Annotated in this window: 15 protein-coding genes and 2 pseudogenes; 6 read left to right on the top strand and 11 right to left on the bottom strand. The window is 67.2% G+C overall.

The features are described 5' to 3' along the window. The 4 genes from H0264_RS10900 to H0264_RS10915 all read right to left on the bottom strand — a co-directional run bounded on the left by H0264_RS10900 (position 1) and on the right by H0264_RS10915 (position 4,590). Positions 1–1,194 (bottom strand): NAD-dependent epimerase/dehydratase family protein, encoded by a 1,194-nt coding sequence (locus tag H0264_RS10900; RefSeq protein ID WP_181583850.1) that lies wholly within the window; start codon positions 1,192–1,194, stop codon positions 1–3. A 141-nt stretch (positions 1,195–1,335) separates the two neighbouring features. Next, complete coding sequence (locus tag H0264_RS10905) at positions 1,336–2,550, bottom strand: glycoside hydrolase family 76 protein (RefSeq protein ID WP_181583851.1); 1,215 nt, start codon at positions 2,548–2,550, stop codon at positions 1,336–1,338. A gap of 61 nt (positions 2,551–2,611) precedes the next feature. Further along, a complete protein-coding gene (locus H0264_RS10910) occupies positions 2,612–3,682 on the bottom strand; it encodes a fatty acid desaturase family protein (RefSeq protein WP_181583852.1) in 1,071 nt (356 codons plus the stop codon). A 185-nt stretch (positions 3,683–3,867) separates the two neighbouring features. Next, positions 3,868–4,590, bottom strand: coding sequence for a Crp/Fnr family transcriptional regulator (locus H0264_RS10915; RefSeq protein WP_181583853.1), 723 nt, complete (start codon positions 4,588–4,590; stop codon positions 3,868–3,870). 192 nt (positions 4,591–4,782) lie between these two features. On the opposite strand from H0264_RS10915, the gene H0264_RS10920 reads away from it, so the two are divergent. Next, on the top strand, positions 4,783–5,073 hold the full coding sequence (locus H0264_RS10920; RefSeq protein ID WP_181583854.1) for a hypothetical protein: 291 nt from the start codon (positions 4,783–4,785) through the stop codon (positions 5,071–5,073). A 25-nt stretch (positions 5,074–5,098) separates the two neighbouring features. Here H0264_RS10920 and H0264_RS10925 read toward each other — a convergent pair whose 3' ends face one another. The 3 genes from H0264_RS10925 to H0264_RS10935 all read right to left on the bottom strand — a co-directional run bounded on the left by H0264_RS10925 (position 5,099) and on the right by H0264_RS10935 (position 7,960). After that, positions 5,099–6,193, bottom strand: a complete 1,095-nt coding sequence (locus tag H0264_RS10925) for an alcohol dehydrogenase catalytic domain-containing protein (RefSeq protein WP_181583855.1) — start codon at positions 6,191–6,193, stop codon at positions 5,099–5,101. A 191-nt stretch (positions 6,194–6,384) separates the two neighbouring features. After that, complete coding sequence (locus H0264_RS10930; RefSeq protein ID WP_181583856.1) at positions 6,385–6,897, bottom strand: GNAT family N-acetyltransferase; 513 nt, start codon at positions 6,895–6,897, stop codon at positions 6,385–6,387. A 376-nt stretch (positions 6,898–7,273) separates the two neighbouring features. Next, a complete protein-coding gene (locus H0264_RS10935) occupies positions 7,274–7,960 on the bottom strand; it encodes a hypothetical protein (protein WP_181583857.1) in 687 nt (228 codons plus the stop codon). Between the two features lie 458 nt (positions 7,961–8,418). Between H0264_RS10935 and H0264_RS39185 the strand changes: the two are divergent. Continuing rightward, positions 8,419–8,580, top strand: a pseudogene (locus H0264_RS39185) (DUF255 domain-containing protein); the annotation flags it as partial. Positions 8,581–8,631: 51 nt separating this feature from the next. On the opposite strand, the gene H0264_RS10945 reads toward H0264_RS39185, so the two are convergent. Then, positions 8,632–9,825, bottom strand: coding sequence for a PucR family transcriptional regulator (locus H0264_RS10945; RefSeq protein WP_181583858.1), 1,194 nt, complete (start codon positions 9,823–9,825; stop codon positions 8,632–8,634). A gap of 136 nt (positions 9,826–9,961) precedes the next feature. Here H0264_RS10945 and H0264_RS10950 point away from each other — a divergent pair, with 136 nt between their 5' ends. After that, positions 9,962–11,431 (top strand): long-chain-fatty-acid--CoA ligase, encoded by a 1,470-nt coding sequence (locus tag H0264_RS10950; protein ID WP_181583859.1) that lies wholly within the window; start codon positions 9,962–9,964, stop codon positions 11,429–11,431. A 53-nt stretch (positions 11,432–11,484) separates the two neighbouring features. Continuing rightward, positions 11,485–12,333, top strand: coding sequence for an alpha/beta fold hydrolase (locus H0264_RS10955; protein WP_181583860.1), 849 nt, complete (start codon positions 11,485–11,487; stop codon positions 12,331–12,333). Positions 12,334–12,343: 10 nt separating this feature from the next. On the opposite strand, the gene H0264_RS10960 is transcribed toward H0264_RS10955, so the two are convergent. Next, the gene (locus H0264_RS10960) at positions 12,344–12,847 is read right to left on the bottom strand and encodes a MarR family winged helix-turn-helix transcriptional regulator (RefSeq protein ID WP_181583861.1); all 504 of its coding nucleotides are present in this window, start codon (positions 12,845–12,847) and stop codon (positions 12,344–12,346) included. A gap of 115 nt (positions 12,848–12,962) precedes the next feature. Here H0264_RS10960 and H0264_RS10965 point away from each other — a divergent pair, with 115 nt between their 5' ends. Continuing rightward, positions 12,963–14,603, top strand: coding sequence for an MFS transporter (locus H0264_RS10965; protein ID WP_231083167.1), 1,641 nt, complete (start codon positions 12,963–12,965; stop codon positions 14,601–14,603). A 98-nt stretch (positions 14,604–14,701) separates the two neighbouring features. Continuing rightward, a pseudogene (locus H0264_RS39310) lies at positions 14,702–14,830 on the top strand (DUF255 domain-containing protein); the annotation flags it as partial. A 357-nt stretch (positions 14,831–15,187) separates the two neighbouring features. On the opposite strand, the gene H0264_RS10975 reads toward H0264_RS39310, so the two are convergent. Further along, positions 15,188–17,572, bottom strand: coding sequence for a glycoside hydrolase family 3 C-terminal domain-containing protein (locus H0264_RS10975; RefSeq protein WP_181583862.1), 2,385 nt, complete (start codon positions 17,570–17,572; stop codon positions 15,188–15,190). A 17-nt stretch (positions 17,573–17,589) separates the two neighbouring features. Continuing rightward, positions 17,590–18,579 (bottom strand): poly(ethylene terephthalate) hydrolase family protein, encoded by a 990-nt coding sequence (locus H0264_RS10980; RefSeq protein WP_181583863.1) that lies wholly within the window; start codon positions 18,577–18,579, stop codon positions 17,590–17,592. Positions 18,580–18,582: the final 3 nt, after the last annotated feature.

An 18,582-nucleotide genomic window follows, 5' to 3' on the forward strand; every position in this document is an offset into this window, starting at 1 on the left:
TCACAGGTCCATGCCGCCGAGGCCGCGCGGGGATTCCGGTTCGGCGGAGGCGGGCCGGGACGGGGTCGCGGTGGTGACCAGACTGTGCTCGGAGCCGATGTCCTCCTGTCGATAGTCCATGCGGCGCATCGGCTCACGGTCGACGGGATCGGAACCGCCCATGCCCGAGGTGAATTCCCGCACGCGCAGCGGGCCGCCCGCCTTCCGGGCCAGTGGGGGAGTGTCGAGGCCGGCGGCGTCGTGCAGGCCGTCGAGCAGTTCGCGCAGCGCGTCGGTCGAGCTGTGCCGCGGGTTCCAGCCGAGCTCGGTGCGCGCCCGCGTGGCATCCATGAGCGGCAAGCGCAGGAAAGCGTCCAGCAGCTGTGGGTCGACGGGGATGAGGCGCAGATGCCAGGCCGCGGCGACCGCGGTCCGCAGCAGCGCCGCCGGTATCGGGATCGGACGCGCGCTCAGCAGCTCGCCGAGCACGTGCGCGTCGACCACCGGATCCGCCGCGAGATTGAACGGTCCCGCCACGTCCCGGACCAGCGCGAGCCGGAAAGCCTCGGCCACGTCCCGGCTGTGCACCGCCTGGAACATCAGCCCCGGCGGCGCGGGCACGAACGGTACGAGGCCCGCCCGCACCAGCCGGTTCGGCAGCAGCGGACCGGCGAACAGCCGCCGCTGCGCACTGGCGGCGCCGCGCTGGAAGATGAATCCGGGGCGCATGCGCACCACCCGGCAGGCCGGACGGGACTGCACGAAGCTGTCCAGCATCCGCTCGACGTACGCCTTCTCCCGCGTGTATCCGGCGGCGGGCCAGCCGTCGGTGGACCAGCTCTCGGTCACCGGCCGGGCGTCGCGGCGCGGCGCGTAGGCACCCACCGACGAGGCGTACACGAACACCGGAACCGACTCGGCGGCCACCGCTTTCAAAACGCGCGCGGTCCCAGTGACATTGGTGCGCCAGGTTTCCAAGGGCCGGCGCATCGGCTGGAACGCCCACGCCAGGTGAATCACCGCGTCCGCGCCCCACAGCAGCGGCTCGAGATCGTCGACGCGCACATCGGCCGCGCCCCACTCGGTCTTGTCGATCCGGCGCTCCGGCACCCGGCGCGCCAGCCCGAGAATCGAGGTCACCGCCGGATCCGCGGCCAGCGTCTCCACCACCGCGGTCCCGACATTGCCGGTACCGCCCACGACCACCACGCGCATAAGAAGCTCCTCACCGCGAACGACCCCCGCTGACGCCATACCCGCGACGCCGGCGATCACACCCCGGCCGACGTCACCCGTCGCAAGCGGTCGGTGCGGGACAGGCCCTACCCGTTCTGGGGCACGTAAAAGGTCGCCGGTTCAGAGTCCGGCGGCGGTGAGCCGGTAGTCCGCTTCGAGCAGCATCCAGCCGCTCAGCTGCACCGACAGGTCCGGGCTCAGATTCTCCGAAGGCGATACGGCGGAAGGGAACAGCTGGGCGACGGCTTCCGGCGTGCCGGGGACCGTGACCGGGCGGGACCAGTCCATGCCGAACAGTGGGAGACCCTGGACCTCGGCGCGGTTGTCCCATGCGGCGCGGGCGGACTCGTGCACTATCCGTGCGGCGGTCGTATTGCCCAGGGCCAGTGCGGTTTCGGCGAGGTAGCGGGCGAGAATGCCCATGAACAGCCCGGAGTCGTTGCCGCCGGCCGCGGCGATGACCCCGGCGCGCGTGAGCCCGGTCGCGGTCGCGGCGACGAGATCCGTCGCACGGTTGCGATGGTCCACATCTCCTGTGCGCATTGCCAATTCGGTTTCCAGGCCGATGGCGACGCCCTGGCAGTAGGTCAGTACGGTGGGGTTCACCTGGCCGCCGGGCTCGTGGACGCCGTCGAGGATCAGACCGGTGGCGGGATCCCGCAATCGGGTGTGCAGGAACTCGGCCAGCTGCCGGGCACGGGACACTTCGCCCAAGCGCGCCATGGCGATTCCGGTCGGGCCGATGGCCACGGCGTTGTAGTAGTCGTCGCCCATCCGCCACGGCACAGCCCCGACCACCGGATTCCAGCCGTCGAACAGGGCACTCTTCAAGTCGCCGACAGCGTTCCCGAACCGGACGCCCAGCAGCCGATCGGCGCGCTCGAGCGCGATGGCCAGCCACCCCATGTCGTCGTAGTACCGGTTGGTCCAGCCCGTCAGGTTCCGGGTTCGAATCCCCCGCGCGAGCGCCGACACCCGCCCGATCCGTTCCGGATCCCGGCCGCGCTGCGCCGCATCGACCGCACAGTCGAGCAACTGCGCCTGCCACCAGTAGCACCACCGCACGAATGACTGATCCACCACCGCTGCGGGCCACACGAGCCTGCCCAGCCGAGCCCAGGGCCGCCCCCACACCGTCCGCACGTGACGCTGCACGACCGCCTGCTCCGCCAACTCGGCTCTCGCGCAGCATCCCTCGACCCCGGCCGCGTACGAACTCACATTCCGGGTGATCCGCCCCGTCGGCGCCGGGCGCGTGAGTGCGGCGAGCCCGATCGAGGCCCCGGTCGCGATCAGCACCCGACGCCGGCTGAGCCCTGCATTCCGGTGATCCATCCCGCTCAGGGCTCCTCTACCAGAACACGATCACCTGCACCGGAAATCGTTCGGTTACAGCCTAACTCGCGACCCGGCCGCCGGTCGCGCTGCGGAGCGGCGCGCCGACGTGGTGGAGGTGGCGCAGCGCCTCCCGATACGAGGAGATCAGCCCGGTCTCGTGGTAGGGGACGCCGATCTCGACGCAGTAGTCGCGGACGATCACCCGGGCGTGCCGCAGATTCGGGGTCGGCATGCTCGGGAACAGATGATGTTCGATCTGATAGTTGAGGCCGCCGAGAGCGAAGTCGGTGAACCTGCCACCCCGCACATTGCGGGAGGTCAGCACCTGCCGGCGGAGATAGTCGGGCCGGGCGTCACCGGTGAGGGTGGGCATGCCCTTGTGATTGGGGGCGAAGATGCAGCCCATGTACAGGCCGAACAGGGCCTGGTGGACGACGAGGAACGCGATGGCCTTGTCGGCGGGCAGCACCACGAACAGCGCGGCCAGGTACGCGGCGAAATGGCCGAACAACAGCGCGCCCTCGATTCCACGGTGCGCGACCGATCGGTTCCGCAGCGCACGCACACCGGCCACGTGCAGGTTCACGCCCTCGAGCAGCAGCAGCGGGAAGAACAGGTACGCCTGCGCCCGCCCGATGACCCGGGCCAGGCCACGACTGGACCTCGCCTGCCGTTGCGACCAGACCAGAATGTCCGGTGCGACATCGGGATCGAGGTCCTCGTGGTTCGGATTGGCGTGATGCCGGGTGTGCTTGTCCTGCCACCAGCCGTAGCCCAGGCCGATGCCGGCATTGCCGACGACTCGCCCCACCATCTCCGTCGGCCGCCGCAACCGGAAGACCTGACGATGCGCGACATCATGCATGACCAGTGCGACCTGAGCGAACGTCACGGCCATGAACGCCGCGACCGCGAGCGTCCACCACGAATCGCCGACGAGGACGAACGCCGCCCACCCGCCGGCGAACGCGAGCCCGGCGAGGCCGAGCCGGATCGTGTAGTAGACCGGGCGCCGGTTCATCAACCCGGCGTCGGAGACGCGGCGCAGCAGCCGCGCGTAGTCACCGCCGGCACGGCCGGGCCGCGATGAGGGTGGAGTCGATTCGGGGACCACGGCAGATGTAGTCATAGATCTTCCTCGGAGCTGGGCACTGCTCGGGCGCCGCGTGGCGGTGACGAGTGCGATACGCCGAAGCTATCGGCCGGGATCTCGCTCCGTGTAATACCTTGGTATGGCAGGAAATCGAGCCGCCGTGTGGTAGTGGATGGCATGACCGAGGCCGGCGGCGGGTGGCGCGGTTTCGGCCGCGGTTTTCAGGTCAGATCGGCAAATTTCCTCAGCCCCTCCATGTTTCGGACTATCAGGCGGCGGGTGCGCAGCTCGGCGAGCCGCGCGGTCCGCAGTTCGCGCATGGCGAGACCGACCGCATCGACTCCGGCGCCGATGAGGTCGCCCAGTTCTTCGTACGACAGCCGGACGGTGATCTCGATTTCCGGTGGGGCCGTGCCCGCTTCCGTCGTGAACCGGCCGTAGGCTTCGCCGAGTTCGGCCAGGAGCCGGGCCAGCCGGACCGGGACCGGGCGATCGCCGAAGTCCAGTCGCCGTGCTTCGGACCAGGCGAGCCGGTCGGCAATGGTGCGGCACAGGGCCTGCCACGCGTCCGCGTGCAGGTTCAGGAAGTTCTCGAAGACCTCGCCGGGAATGTGGTGCACGATCGTGGCGGTGCAGGTGGTGTCGGTCGAGGAACGACGTGCGGTGGGATCGAGCGCACCGAGATAGCCGACGACATCACCGCTGACCCGGATCCCGAGCAGTTTGTCGTCGGCCGTGGTGATTTTGGCGCACGCGGTGCGGCCGATATCCTTCGAACGCAGCAGGTAGGTCGTGGTGCCGTAGGCGCCCTGCTGCATCACCGCCCGGCCCGGCGGGTAGAAAACCTGGGTTCCCAGCGTCAGCAGCGCATTCCGTGACGGCGGGCTCAGCCGCGCCATGAACGTGCGCTCCGGCCACGGCCAATCCTCCAGGTGCACAACCATATTCAGCTCCGGTCCGAGTAGTGCAGTCCGTGCACCTTCCACGGTAGGCGAGTCCGCCGGACGCTGAGCCTGATCGGCCGGCCGGAGTCGTGGTGGTGGCGGGCGGATTGCTCATCCGTGGACACGCGGAGTTCCTGTTCTTCGTGCCATTGCTCGGCGGGGCGGCGCTCTACACGCTGTACTTCTGGGGCCGTGGCGGCGATGGCCGAGGTCGCCGGAAACCGGCCGATCACCCTGCAGAGCCCGACTCACGAACAGTGGGGTGCGATGGCCGCCCTCGTCCTGAGCGGAGCCCGCAACGGCACGCGCGTATGCGCCGCCGACGCCGAAAGAATGGAACTGCTGGTAACCGCCGAATTCGTCTGCACCCCGTCCGAATTGACCACCGGAGTGCGTTTCTCGGTGACGAGCAAGGACGCCGGCGCACCGGCCGGACAGGTCATCGGCGAGATAGGCCAGGCGGTCGGAAACCCGCAGAGTTAGGTGACAATGATGTGAGCGAGAGACGTCACCCCGCAGGCTCCAGTATTACGACCGAGCGCAGCACCTCGCGGTGTCGTAGTTTCTCGAGGGCCTTTTCCACCTGCGTGAGCGCAATCGTTTCGGTGACGAAGGCGTCCAGGTCGAGTTGGCCCTGACGGTGCAGGGCGGCCAGAGCGGGAATGTCGCGGGTGGGCAGGCTGTCGCCGTACCAGGCGGACGCGAGACTGCCGCCGGGAGCACGCAATTCGACGAGGGCGATGTCGAGGATCAGCTCGGGTGCGGGCAGACCGAGCATGACGAGCATTCCGGCCTGGGCTCGAACGCGCAGGGCCTGCTTCCAGGTGTCGAGTCCGCCCATGGCATCGAGGACGACGTCGGCGCCGAAGCCGTCGGTCAGTTCCCTGACCCGTGGCACGAGATCGACTGTGTTCTCGAGGGTGTGGGTGGCGCCGAAGTGTTCGGCCCAGCCCAGTTTCCGCGGGTCGTCGTCGGCGGCGATGATGATGGTCGCCCCGCCCAGTCGGGCTCCGGCGACGGCCGCGCAGCCGATGGTGTCGCAGCCGATGACCACGACGCTGTCACCGCGTTGGACGCCGCCGGTGTGGAGCGCGGCCCCGACTCCGGTGGTGACTCCGCACCCGAGCAGAGCGGCCGTGACGGGAGCGGTCCCGGGATCGGTTCTGATGCACTGGCGTTGATGCACAAGGACCTTGTCGGCGAGGGTGCCCAGGCCGAGGACCGGGGTGAGCGGGGTGCCGTCGGCCAGTGTCGTCGGGCGGCCGGCGGTCAACGGGGACAGACAGTCGGTGGGCTTGCCTCTGCGGCAGGCGCGGCAGGCGCCACACACCGCGCGCCAATGCAGGATGACGAAATCGCCCGGTACGACGTCGGTCACGCCGTCGCCGACCGCCTCCACCACCCCCGCGCCCTCATGCCCGAGCAGGAACGGAAAACCGCCGCCCACCTTGCCGTCTCGATGATTCAGGTCCGTCTCGCACACACCGGAGGCCTGCACCCGCACCAGCACCTCACCGAACCCCGGATCCGGCACGACGATCTCGGCCACTTCCACCGGCGCTTGCTTCGCGCGTGCGATCACGCCGTGCGCCATGTACGCCATGTACTCGCCTTCCTGTAGGAGAGCAGTTCGTTGAGAGGGAATCGCAGACGTTCGGCCAGTATCTCCGGGCTCGGATCCAGTGGAAGGATGCACACGGCGAGTCGCCCTTGGTGTCGGCATGGACCGGAACCGCGCTCGCGCCCAGCGGCTGCGGCGCTGAGCGCGGCCCGGTTCAAAGGATCGGCGTGCGGTCAGATCCCGAATGGCACCGCGTAGGTCACCGTTCCGCGAGGCAGCGGTTGATCGGTCAGGCTCATGACCATCAGCGCGTCCGCGGGCACCTCGATGCTGAGCTCGACACCGTGGTCGATCGCACGCTCGAACCCGAATCGCGGGTAGTAGTGCGGGTGGCCGAGCACGACGACGAACGATTCACCGCGTTCGGCAGCAGCACGCAAGGCCGCGCGGATCACTGCCGAACCCGCTCCGCTGCTTTGGAATTCGGGCAGCACAGCGCACGGAGCCAGACACAACGCCGGCGTCGTGCCGATATGGCAGCGGGTCAGCAGGGCGTGACCGACGGCAGTTCCGTCAGCGTCGGCGCTGATCATCGACAAGCCCTCGATCCATGCTGGATCGGCGCGCAACGCGTCGACGAGGTCTGCCTCCTCGGCCGTATCGAAGGCTGCGAGGGTGATCGCACGGATTGCCGCGATATCGGAAGGGGTCTCGGATCGGGTCAGCCAGGTGTGGTTGCTGGACATGGGGGGACATCTCCTGAAGGTGGTGTATCGGAAAGTGCAGGACCACAACATGCGAGAAGTGACCACTGTCGATACAGCACAGCGAAACCAGCAATCGGCTATCGGACCGTAGCCGGCGGCTCAGAAGAAAAGGGGCAGATCAGCTCAGGCGTGAACGACGAGCACACCCCGGGTGCCGAGGACGACAGCGATCATCGGCGCGGTCATCAACTCACCTCCCGGTCGAAATGCTGCGGCTGAACAAGACGTCGTCGAACCTAACAGCGAAGCGAACAGGCGGCAACCCAATTGTCGCGTTCGCCGTATGTAGTGGCGGCGATTCGAACGGCAGGCACGACTGGTCGAGCCCGGTCGCGGGTTCGGGTCGGGTGCAGGCTTACTCGGGTGGGATCTCGGTGCGTGATTGCACCTCGGTGGTGTTGATGATGGTGATTTCGCGGCGGTCCTCGGTCAGGATTTTCAGGAATCCTGGCGGGTTTTCGAGGACGTAGCCGTGGATGGTGGCGGTCGGGGTTTCGATGCGTTCCAGCGATACCCAGGGCACACCGACGGTGGCCGCGAGGATAAACGCGGCGGCCAGCATGAGCACGCTGGTGTGGTCGACGAGCCAGTCGAAGCGCCGGGCGGTGGGGTGGCGACGCCACAGCAGCAGGGGGAGGGCGAGCAGCGCACCGACGGCTGTGGCGAGCGCGAGTACCCACCACAGGTGGTAGGTACTCACCAGTGCCACGGTCGCCAGCGCGACGATCAGTAGCGCGGCCATGGTGCCGATGCTGTCCCAGCCCAGTCGCCCGAGCCCGATCTGGTGGATGAGTGTGGCGGGCAGCAGTACAGCCAGGACGACGCCGACCAGGCGCGGGTCGGCCATCAAGGTGCCGATCACCATGCGGGGGACGTCGTCGATGCCGATGGTGCCCGCCATCGAGAACGCCAGGCGCCAATCGTATTTCGAGACGGCGAGCAGCCGCAGCACCAGGAACAATACTGCCGCGCCGGTCAGCGACAACCCCACGGTCCATCCGGTCGGTGTGGCCTGCTCCTCGGCCGGGCGAGAGTCGGTCATGAGGGTGCCTCCTGGGTGTGGATCGACCGGGTGCTCAACACATCACTGGTGGTCACTAGACCGACTGGGCCGTGGTGATTGTTCATCACCACGGCCTAGCCCCGGCGCATCTACTGTTGGGGCGTGTCTGGTGCATGGGGGCGGGCCGAACCGACACAAGCGTGGAACGGCGTAGATTGCTCGTTCCTGCTGATGTCGACCTCGGGTTGGCGGGCCGAACAGCCGTTAACCCCGGCTCGCGCTTGTCGAACCAGCCAGTGCGGGCCCCGAAGGTTGACGGGTGAGTCGTCCGGACCGCTTGGCACAATGAGGATGCAGGTAGTCCTATGTGATGGCGCACTAGTTGTCACGGGGCGGATGGAAGGCTGTTCGGCGGTTGTGCGCTTGTGCAGCATCTGAGCCCATGGGGCAATGCACGGGTCACACGGTGTGCTCGGCCGGCGTGGGAGGTTGAAACAGTGAATCAATTGGCAAGTGCGACATCGCCTTACCTGCGTCAGCACGCGGACAATCCGGTGGATTGGCGGGAGTGGGATGCGCAGGCGCTGGCCGAAGCGGCCGCGCGCGATGTGCCAATACTACTGTCCGTAGGATACGCGAGCTGCCACTGGTGTCATGTGAGTTATTAAGGTTACTGGTCGCATTTGTGCAGGTAGAACACCTGTTTTGGGTTACTGTGATGGCGACCGTCGTGGTGGTAGGGCGCGCAGGGCGGCGCCAAGTTCGAGGATGGCTCGGGGGTCGGTGAGGGAGCGGCCGGTGACTTCCTCGATGCGACGCAAGCGGTAGCGCACGGAGTTGGGGTGCAGAAACAGTTGCCGGCCGGTGTCGGCGGCGGAGCCATTCGAGTCGTACCACGTGCGGAGGGTCTGCAGTAGGCGTTCGCGCTCTTCGTGGGGGAGGGCCAGGAGCGGGCCGAGCGAGATTCGGGTCATGCGTTCGGCTTCGACGGGTGCGGCGGCGATGAGCATGGCGAGGGGGTCATCGTCGAAGCGGGCCACGCCGCGTGGGCGGTCGCGCAGCCCGGCAAGGGCGAGGCGGGCGAAGTGCAGCGCCTGCGGCGTTTCGGGCAGGGCGTCGTAGGGCGGGCTGATTCCCACCCGGATGCGGTGGGCACGTAATGCCTTGAGCGCAGCCGATTCTCGGGGTTCGGGCAGGGAGAGGACGCCGATCTGCTGGTCGGGGAGTAGTCGCCAGGCGGAGGTGATTTGTGCTGCGCGTAAGGCGATTTCGATGCCGGGCAGGGCCTCGCGGCCGGTGGTGGGGGCTTCAGCGGCGACGACGACGTAGCGGCCGGTGGGTGGCAGGCCGAGGATTCGGGTGGCTTCGCCGAGTGTGGTGGGGTCGGCGATCATGCCGGTGAACAGGGCTTCGACCAGTACCGAGCGTTCGTGTTCGCGTTGCAGGACCAGTTCTGTGGTGGTCTCGCGGTAGGCGGTGGCGACCGCGACGGCATATTCGCCCGACAGTGCCCATACCTCGGCGGCGAGAGAGACGAGCATGGCATCGGTGACCTCAGGGTGCTGCCGGGAAGCGGAAACCAGTTCGGACCACAGGAATTCGAAGCCGATGCGGAAAGCGTGCAAGGTCTCGGCGAGGGGTACGCCCTGCTGCGCGCGTAGTCGTCCGGTCTCCTTCGGTGGTTCCGGGTCGACGGGTGCGGTGGTGGTGAAGTGCCGCAGCATCAGCGTGAGATTGCGAGTGCAGGAGGTCTGAATGGTGTCGAAGGGGACTTGTGCCTTGTTGCGGTAGGTCTCGAGTTCGACCAGGAAACGCTGGGCCAGCCGCAGGCCGAGGTCGTCGATGTTCTCCAGGAGCAGATCGGCCACGTCGACGATGGCGTCCGGCGGCGTTGGTCGAGGCATTACCGCAGGTTACCGGTTCGCCATTGTCGCCGAGGACAGTCGCCGTGCCGGTGATATTGTTCGCGCATCCATGGGATCGCGGTCACAGGGGTGCGACGATTTTCGGCGAAGTTCTCGCCTTATCGGAAAGTTGACGATGCGCTCCCTGACCGTGAATCTGCTCCAGTCGGCCCTGCGTGCACCGGACCGGGTCGCGGTGCGGCTGGACGAGACGGTCCTGACCTACGCGCAGCTCGAGGAGCAGACCGCCCGGGTTGCCTCGATGCTGTTCAACGAGGGTGTGACCCCCGGTTGCCGGGTGGCGTTGATGGTGCCCAACGTGCCAGAGTTCGTTGTCCTCTACTACGGCATTCTGCGGGCGGGATGCGTTGTGGTGCCGATGAATCCGCTGTTGAAGGCACGCGAAGTCGCCTACTACCTGGACGACTCCGGTGCCCGGTTGCTGTTCGACTGGAAGGACGGCCCCGGGGAGGGTGCGCAAGGCGCGGCCGAAACCGGCACCGTGGTCCGGACGATTGATTCAGTGTCGTTCGCCACCCTGCTCAGCCAGCACGTGCCGCGTCATGGCAGCCCGGACGTGGAGCTCGATCAGGTCGCGGTGATCCTGTACACCTCGGGGACAACCGGCCAGCCCAAGGGCGCGGCGTTGACACTGGCCGGGCTCGCGCACAACGCGGAGGTGTACGCCTCGACCGTGCAGGAATTGCGTTCCGACGATGCGATCCTCGGCTGTCTTCCACTGTTCCACACCTTCGGACAAACCTGCGCGCTCAATGCCGCGATCTACAGCGGTGCCGCACTGACCCTGATTCCGCGCTTCGAGCCGGCCGCGGTCTTCGAAGCGATTGCCCGCGACCAGGTCACCGTCTTCGCCGGAGTGCCGACCATGTACTCCGCGCTGCTGCACGACGCGGGTGCAGCAGCAGCGGATGTTACGTCGTTGCGGCGCTGCGTATCCGGTGGCGCGTCTCTGCCGGTGGAGTTGCTCACCGCGTTCGAGCACAGGTTCGGCTGCGAGATTCTGGAGGGCTACGGCCTGTCGGAGACCAGCCCCGTGGTCACGTTCAACCACACCGGACGACCGCGTAAACCCGGCTCGATCGGGGTGCCGATCCGGGATGTCGAGGTCGAGCTGGTGGATGTGATCGACGGGATCGGTGAGATCGCGGTCCGGGGCCCGAATGTCATGTCCGGCTATTGGAATCGCCCCGAGGCGACCGAGGCCGCGATCTCTGACGGCTGGTTCCGCACCGGCGATCTGGCCCGCCGCGACGACGACGGCTACTACTACATCGTCGATCGCAAGAAGGACATGATCATTCGCGGCGGATACAACGTCTACCCCCGCGAGATCGAGGAACTGCTCTACGAACACCCCGACGTCACCGCGGCCGCCGTCTTCGGCATCGCCGACGATCATCTCGGGGAGGAGATCGTCGCCGCGATCGTGCTGTGCCCGGGGTCGAACACGACCGGCGAGGAACTCCAGAGTTTCGTGCGCGACCGCATTGCCGCCTACAAATACCCGCGCCAGGTGTGGCTGCTCGACGCATTGCCCACGGGCCCGAGCGGCAAGATCCTCAAACGCGCCATCGCCCGGCCGTGAAACACGCTGCCGCCTTCCCTATTTCATTCCTCGACATCGCAGGAGCACCTCGAATGGCCACCTTCACCAGCAGCGACGGCACCATCATCCATGTCCGGGAATGGCTGCCGACCGACCGGGAACCGATCGGGATCGTGCAGATCGCGCACGGGATGGGCGAATACGCCGCCCGCTACAGCCATCTGGCCGAAAGACTCGCCGAGCACGGCTACGCCGTCTACGCCCCCGATCATCGCGGGCACGGCCACAGCGTCGCCGCCAGGCCCGGCGACCTCGGGGCCAACGGGTGGAATCTGCTGGTCGAAGATCTCGTGCACCTGACCGGGCTGTTGCGCGCCACGCACCCCGGCGTCCCGGTCGTGCTGTTCGGGCACAGCCTCGGATCCTTCGCCGTCCAGCAGTACATTCTCGAGCACTCGGGCCTGGTCGACGACGTCGTGCTGTGCGGAACCACCGCCGTCGACCAGCTTTTCGCATTGATCGCGGCGGCTGACGGAGATCTGTTCGGACTGTTCAACGCTCGCTTCCAGCCCACCCGCACGCCTTCCGACTGGATCAGTCGCGATGAAGCGCAGGTCGACGCGTATGTGGCGCATCCCTGGTGCGGCTTCGAGATCGACCCGGAGAACATGGCCCTGCTGGCTTCGGTTGCCGCCGAACGGCTTTCGAAGCCGACAACCGTTCCCGGCGATCTGCCCCTCTACGTGATGGTGGGCGATCAGGATCCGCTCAACGACGGTCTGCGGTTGAGCGATCTGCTGGTCAGGCGATACCGCGACGCCGGGCTGACCGATATCACCTACCGGGTTTACCCGGGTGCTCGGCACGAGATCCTCAACGAGACCAACCGCGATGAGGTGGAGGATGACTTGATCGCCTGGATATCCCGCACTGCCGAATAGTTCGTAACTCTCAGCCGCCCTGCGTATTCCGGTGCGGCAATGGCGGGATCGGCTGGGCGAGTTGGTTATTCATCGCATCCGTCAGCTCGGTCAGGAAGTTCTCGAACTGCTGTAGCTGCGCAGCGGAGTAGCGGCCCATGACAGCGGCGACCTCCTCGCCGAGTGGACGAAAGAACTCGTCGGCGAGGTCGTGGACTCTCGTACTGCCGCGCAAGGTGACGATGCGCCGGTCGCTGTGCTCGCGCGTGCGCAGCACATGGCCGGCCTTTTCGAGCCGGTTCAGCAGCGCCGTGGTGGCGGGCTGCGACAGCGCAATGCGTTCACTCAGGCGGGCGGGCGACAGTGCCGCGCCGCGTTCTTCGGCGCCGAGGATCTCGATGAGCGCCTCGGCGTCGGTGGAGTGCAGGCCCAGCCAGGCCGCGAATCGGCGGCTGAACTCCCGATAGTTCGCGCCATGGGCGCGCAGTCCTTCGGTCAGCTGATCCTGCTGAGCCCGAGTAGCCGGGTGGTTCATCGGCCCTTGCCCACCTTTCTCGCACCGGAGTGGCATCGGCGACACCGTTTGACAACCTACTCCGACCGAATGTACTTTCACAATGGAATGATTCCATCATGGAAGGAAATGTTCGGTGGATGAGACGAAAACGGTCGAACCGGAGGTGAAGGCATCGCTGCTGCGTTGGCTCGGCTTGCTTGCCATCGCCCTCGGCGTCGCGCTGATCGTGGTCGACACCACGATCGTGAACGTGATCATTCCGTCGATCATCGAGGACCTGAACACGGGTTCTACTGAGGCGCAATGGATTCAGGAGTCCTACGCGATCGTGTTCGCGGCGCTGCTGCTGGTGGTCGGTCGCATCGCCGACATCATCGGCGCGCGGCGGGTTTTCGTCGCCGGTGTCGTCGTGTTCGGTGTGACCAGCATCCTGGCCGGGCTCGCGCCCGGTGGCGGTCTGCTCGTGGTCGCGCGGTTCTTGCAGGGCGCGGGTGCGGCGATGATCCTGCCGACCTCGTTGGCGCTACTCAATGCCACGTTCACGGGTAAGGCTCGTGGTCAGGCGTTCGCCGTGTGGGGTTCCACCATCGGCGCGGCCGCCGCGCTGGGCCCGCTGCTGGGTGGCTGGCTGGCCGAACATGTCTCGTGGCGTTGGGCTTTCGGCATCAACGTGCCGCTGGCCGTGGTGATCGTGATCGGTGTGCTGATGTGCATCGAGCGTTCGCCGCGCGGGTCGGGACGTCTGGACATCGTCGGTTCGGTGCTGTCGGTGCTCGGTCTGGGCCTGCTGGCCTTCGGTCTGGTCGAGGGGCGTACCTATGGCTGGATCACCACGAAGAACGCGCTGGAAATCGGTGGCTTCCGCTGGGACAGCGGACCGTCTCCGGTGCTGGTCGCGCTGATGCTGGCCGTGGTGACGCTGGCCGGTTTCCTCGGCCGTCAGGTGCTGTTGCGCCGTGGCCGTGACGCCGACAAGGCGCTGATGGACCTGAGCCTGTTCAAGCTGGCCTCGTTCCGCAATGGCAATATCGCCACGCTGATCATCGGGCTCGGCGAGTTCGGCATCGTCGCGGTGCTGCCGCTGTGGCTGCAGTTCACTCTCGGCTACAGCGCGGTGCAGTCGGGTCTGGCATTGGTGCCGATCGCCATCGGTAGCTTCATCGCCAGCGGCGCCAGCTTCGGTCTGGCCGACAAGAATGTCTCGCCGGTGAACCTGGTCCGCCTCGGCCTGGCCTTCGAGGTCGTCGGCCTGGGTATGCTCGCGCTGTTCGCCTCCCCGGACAACTCGTGGTGGGCACTGGCGCTGATCCTGTGCCTGTACGGCATCGGCGTCGGTTTCGCGACCGCTCAGGTCACCAATGTGGTGCTGGCCGACATCCCGGACAACGACAACGGGCAGGCGTCCGGTATCCAGAGCGCCTTCCGTCAACTCGGTTCCGCGCTCGGGATCGCGGTCCTGACCACGGTGTTCTTCACGGCGCTTGGGTCGCAGGTCACCGACCGTCTCACCGCGGACGGTATGGCCACCGTCCAAGCCGAGCAGCACGCGCACGCGATCACCGACAGCGCGGGCGCGGCGATCGAAGGCTACGCGGCCCAGCCGCAGACCGAGCAGATCGCCGAGGTCGGCCGGACCGCGATGACCGCCGGCGTCGAGCTGGGTGGGTACCTCGCAGCGGGATTCGTCCTGCTGGGCCTGATCGCCACCGCCCTGATCCCGAAAACGACGGCACGCGAAGGCGAACCGACCAGGGCAGCGGTCGCGCACGTCTGATCGACAGCGATCCCCGGCCCGCCCATCCATTGGGGCGAGCCGGGGATCTCGAAGGGGAGGTGCTGGCTCACTGCATCTCTATGTGATGGCCCACCGGTCTGAGGTGTGATGGCGAGGCAACCTTTGCCATTCTGACAAGTCCGTATCTGTGGGCTGAGGCGGCGGCGCGGGACGTGCCGATTCTGCTGTCCATCGGCTACGCGTCTTGCCGCTGGTGCCATGTGATGGTTAAGGTTGCTAGCCGTATTTAGGCAGGTAGAACGCCTGTTTTGGGCTAATTAGATGGCAACCGTCGTGGTGGTAGGGCGCGCAGGGCTGTGCCGAGTTCGAGGATGGCTCGGGGGTCTGCGAGGGAGCGGCCGGTGTCAGCGGCGGAGCCGTTCGAGCATCTGCGCTACAACAGGGTCCTGGTGGCCGCGATGCTGTCGGTTCCCGTGCTGCGCATTGCGAATCGGGTGTAGTAGCTGCATCCGGAAGTGAACCTCACCGGCTTCCGCACCACCCGTATCGGACAGCTACTGGGCTGACTCACGCGATAACGCGAACCGCTCGCCCCGCGCAGGTGGGGCGAGCGGTGACGTCGATCAGCGCATATCCACCGTGTGGGGAAGATCGGCGACTGATGTCCCGACCTGAAGAGTGAACACGCCGGGCTCGATCGTCCAGCCCTTGGGAGTCCAGTGCTCGAAAGCGCGTCGGGACAAAGCGATGTCGATGGTGCGGGTCTGCCCGGGCTCCAGTGTGACGGCCGTGAATCCGGCGAGCCACCGCACCGGCCGATCGATCGCGCTCTCCGCCCGGGACAGGTATGCCTGATACACCTGTTTTCCGGTGCGGTCGCCGGTATTGGCGACGGTGAGGCGCGCCGTGCGCTCCGAGACGGTCAGATCCTCGGAAGACCAGGTGGTGTAACCGAGTCCGTGCCCGAAAGGGTAGGCGGGTTCGGCCCCGGCCCGCAGCCAGGCGCGGTAGCCGATGTGAATGTCCTCGGTGTACTCGAGGACGCCGTGCTCCGGTGTGGTGTCCAGTACCGGGACGTCGGCGATGGTCCGGGGCCACGTGGTGGGCAGTCGCCCGCCCGGTTCGACCACGCCGGTGAGCACATTCGCCAGCGCGTCGCCGAACTCCTGTCCCGGGAACCAGGTCAGCAGAACCGCTGCGACGTCGTCACGCCACGGCATCTCCACCGGCGCACCGGAATTGACGACGATGACCGTACGCGGATTGACGGCGGCCACTGCGGCGACGAGTTCGTCCTGGCGGTCGGGCAGGCGCAACGAGGTGCGGTCGGAGCCCTCGCTCTCGATCTTCTCGCTGGTGCCGACCACGACTACCGCCACCTCGGCCGCGCGGGCCAATTCGACTGCTGCCGCGAACTCTTCGTCCTTGGGACGTTGTGGCCGGGCGATGCCCAGCAGCACGGCCAGCAGGACGCCGAGTCCCGGCATGGCCTCCGGCACGGCGATCGTGACGCGCACGTCGACCACTTGACCGGCGGTCAGGGTGCGAGTCACGGACCGCTGCGGCGGTTCCATCAGCGCCGCGACCGGATCGCCCGCCTCGTCGACGACATCCTCGTCCAGCACCGTGACCCCGTCGACGTCGAGCCGGACCGGACCGGTGCCGCCGAAGCCGATCTGCCAGTCGCCCGCAGTATCGGCGCGCACCAGCCCGTGCAGTTCCATATGTGTTGCACGCGCAGCTATTTCGTCACCAAGCAGCACGACATGGGCGGTGCTGCTGTGCCGGGCACCGATCTCGGTCGCGCCGTCGAAGTAGCGCACCCGCACACCGGGCGTGCCGATCTCCGGATCGGTGGTCAGCCCCGCCGGTGCCGGGACCAGCCCCTCGATCAGGCGGACGCCCGGGGTGTGCGTCACGGGCAGCACGGCGCGCAGTCCGGCCAGCGGAGTGCTGATGTGGGTGGGGATCACCGTGGCGCTGCCGCCGCCCATGATGCGAGGTTCGGCTGCGGCCGGTCCGAGCACCGCGACCCGCGTGCCCGTGCGCAACGGGAGCGTTCCGTCGTTGCGGACCAGCACCATCGATTGGGTCGTCAGGCGTCGTACCAGGTTCCGCGCGCCATTATCGGAGAAGTGCGTGGTGGGCCAGGGGGAGCCGTCGAGCGCGCCGACCCGGGTGGCGAATCGCAGGATGCGCCGCACCTTCTCGTCGATCGCGTCCTCGGAGATCTCGCCGGCCCGGATCGCGGCGAGCAGCGGCTCACCCCACAGCATCGGCGGGCCGGGCATGCACAGGTCGGTTCCCCCCGCGGCGGCCGCGGTGGATCGGACGCCACCCCAGTCCGAGACCACCACGCCGTCGAATCCCCATTCGCCCTTGAGCGGTTCGCCCAGCAGCGGATTGTCCGACATGGCGGTGCCGTTCACCCCGTTATAGGAGTCCATGATCATCCACGCCCCCGCCTCGACGGCGCGTTCGAACGGGTACAGGTAGAGCTCACGCAACGCGCGGTCGGAGACCTGGACGTCCACGCTGAAGCGCTCAGTCTCGGAATCGTTGGCCACGTAGTGCTTCGGGCACGCGGCGACCCCGTGGTCCTGCACCGCGCGCACGTAGGCGGCGGCCATCTCGGCGGTGAGCAGCGGGTCTTCGGAGAAGCATTCGAAATGCCTTCCGCCCAGCGGTGACCGATGCAGGTTGATGGTCGGCCCGAGCACCGCGTACACGTTCTTGCGACGCGCTTCGGCGGCGATGAGCGCGCCGATCTCGGTGAGCAACTCCGGATCCCACGTGGCGGCCACCGCGGTGCCCGACGGCAGGCTCACCGATGGATCGGGTTCGGCCATACTCTCCCCGCGCACGCCGGAAGGTCCGTCCGAGATCGGCATCTCCGCGAGTCCGATGACGGGTTCGCCGGCCAGACGGAAGAGCCCGGCACCCGAGACGAGTCGTAGTTTCGCTGTTAGGTCGAGCTTCGCCAGCAACTGGTCGATGCGGTCGTCCATGTTCGGGTCTTTCCCTTTCAATCGATATTGGTCTGCTGGCCGGTCCAGTGCGCGTTGTGCAGGAGTTCGCCTGTCTCGGAGACGAATACGCGGTGCGCCTGGGCGTCGCCGCGCAGTCGGTCCATGAACCATGCGGTCAGGTACCCGAGGTAGCCGTCGACCCCGTGGTTGCAGCCGAAGGTGGTGCAGCCGGGCTGCCCCTGGATGTCGTTGTGGCTGGCATCGATCAGCTCTGCCCGGAACTTGGGTGTCGAGGCGGGCAGCGCGTCGTAGATGACCTGATTGGCCCCGCCGGTCGTCCCCACACTGGAGATGGGGGCCGCCGTGCCCGTGATGAGCAGTACCGGGCTCGAGATCTGCCCGGCCGGGATGTCGCAGACATTCTGGCCGGGAACCAGGGCGGGCAGGCTCGAGCACAGGGCCGGCGACGGCATTTCGAGGGTGACCGCCGTTTTGATGAGGCCGTTCGAGCGCGCGGTCGCGTTGAGCGTGCCGAGCCCGCCCTGGGAATGCCCCATCGCGCCGAGTGTTTCGGTATCGAGCTTCCGGTAGAACTCGCCGGCCGGATCGTCGTTCTGCCGGGTCAGGTAGGCCAGCGCGTCGAGCATTTGAGCGCCGGAGCCGGTGCTGGTCAGATCGGGGGCGATCACCACGAAACCCCAGGAGGCCAGGTGCCGCAGCAGATAGTCGTACTCCCGCGGATGCGCCGCCGTGCCGTCACCCCAGGCGATGATCGGATGGCGCTGTCCGCTCGTACCGAGATCCGCCGGGTACCAGATGTCGTAGGACTCCCCGGTGGATGTACAGCAGTCGATCCCGGATCGCTTGGTCACCGGATGCGTGCCCGTCGCGTGGTACGTGGCTTCGATCGGTCCGCCGGGTTGAAAATCCGGGGCGGCCTGGACGGGTGTCACGGCCGCGAGCGCCGCGAAGGCCACCGCGATCGCCGCTGTGATGGCATGGACACGGCCGCGCTGCCGTGCGAGTTTTCGACTGCTGTGATTCACGAT

Source organism: Nocardia huaxiensis (assembly GCF_013744875.1).
Lineage (GTDB): Bacteria > Actinomycetota > Actinomycetes > Mycobacteriales > Mycobacteriaceae > Nocardia > Nocardia huaxiensis.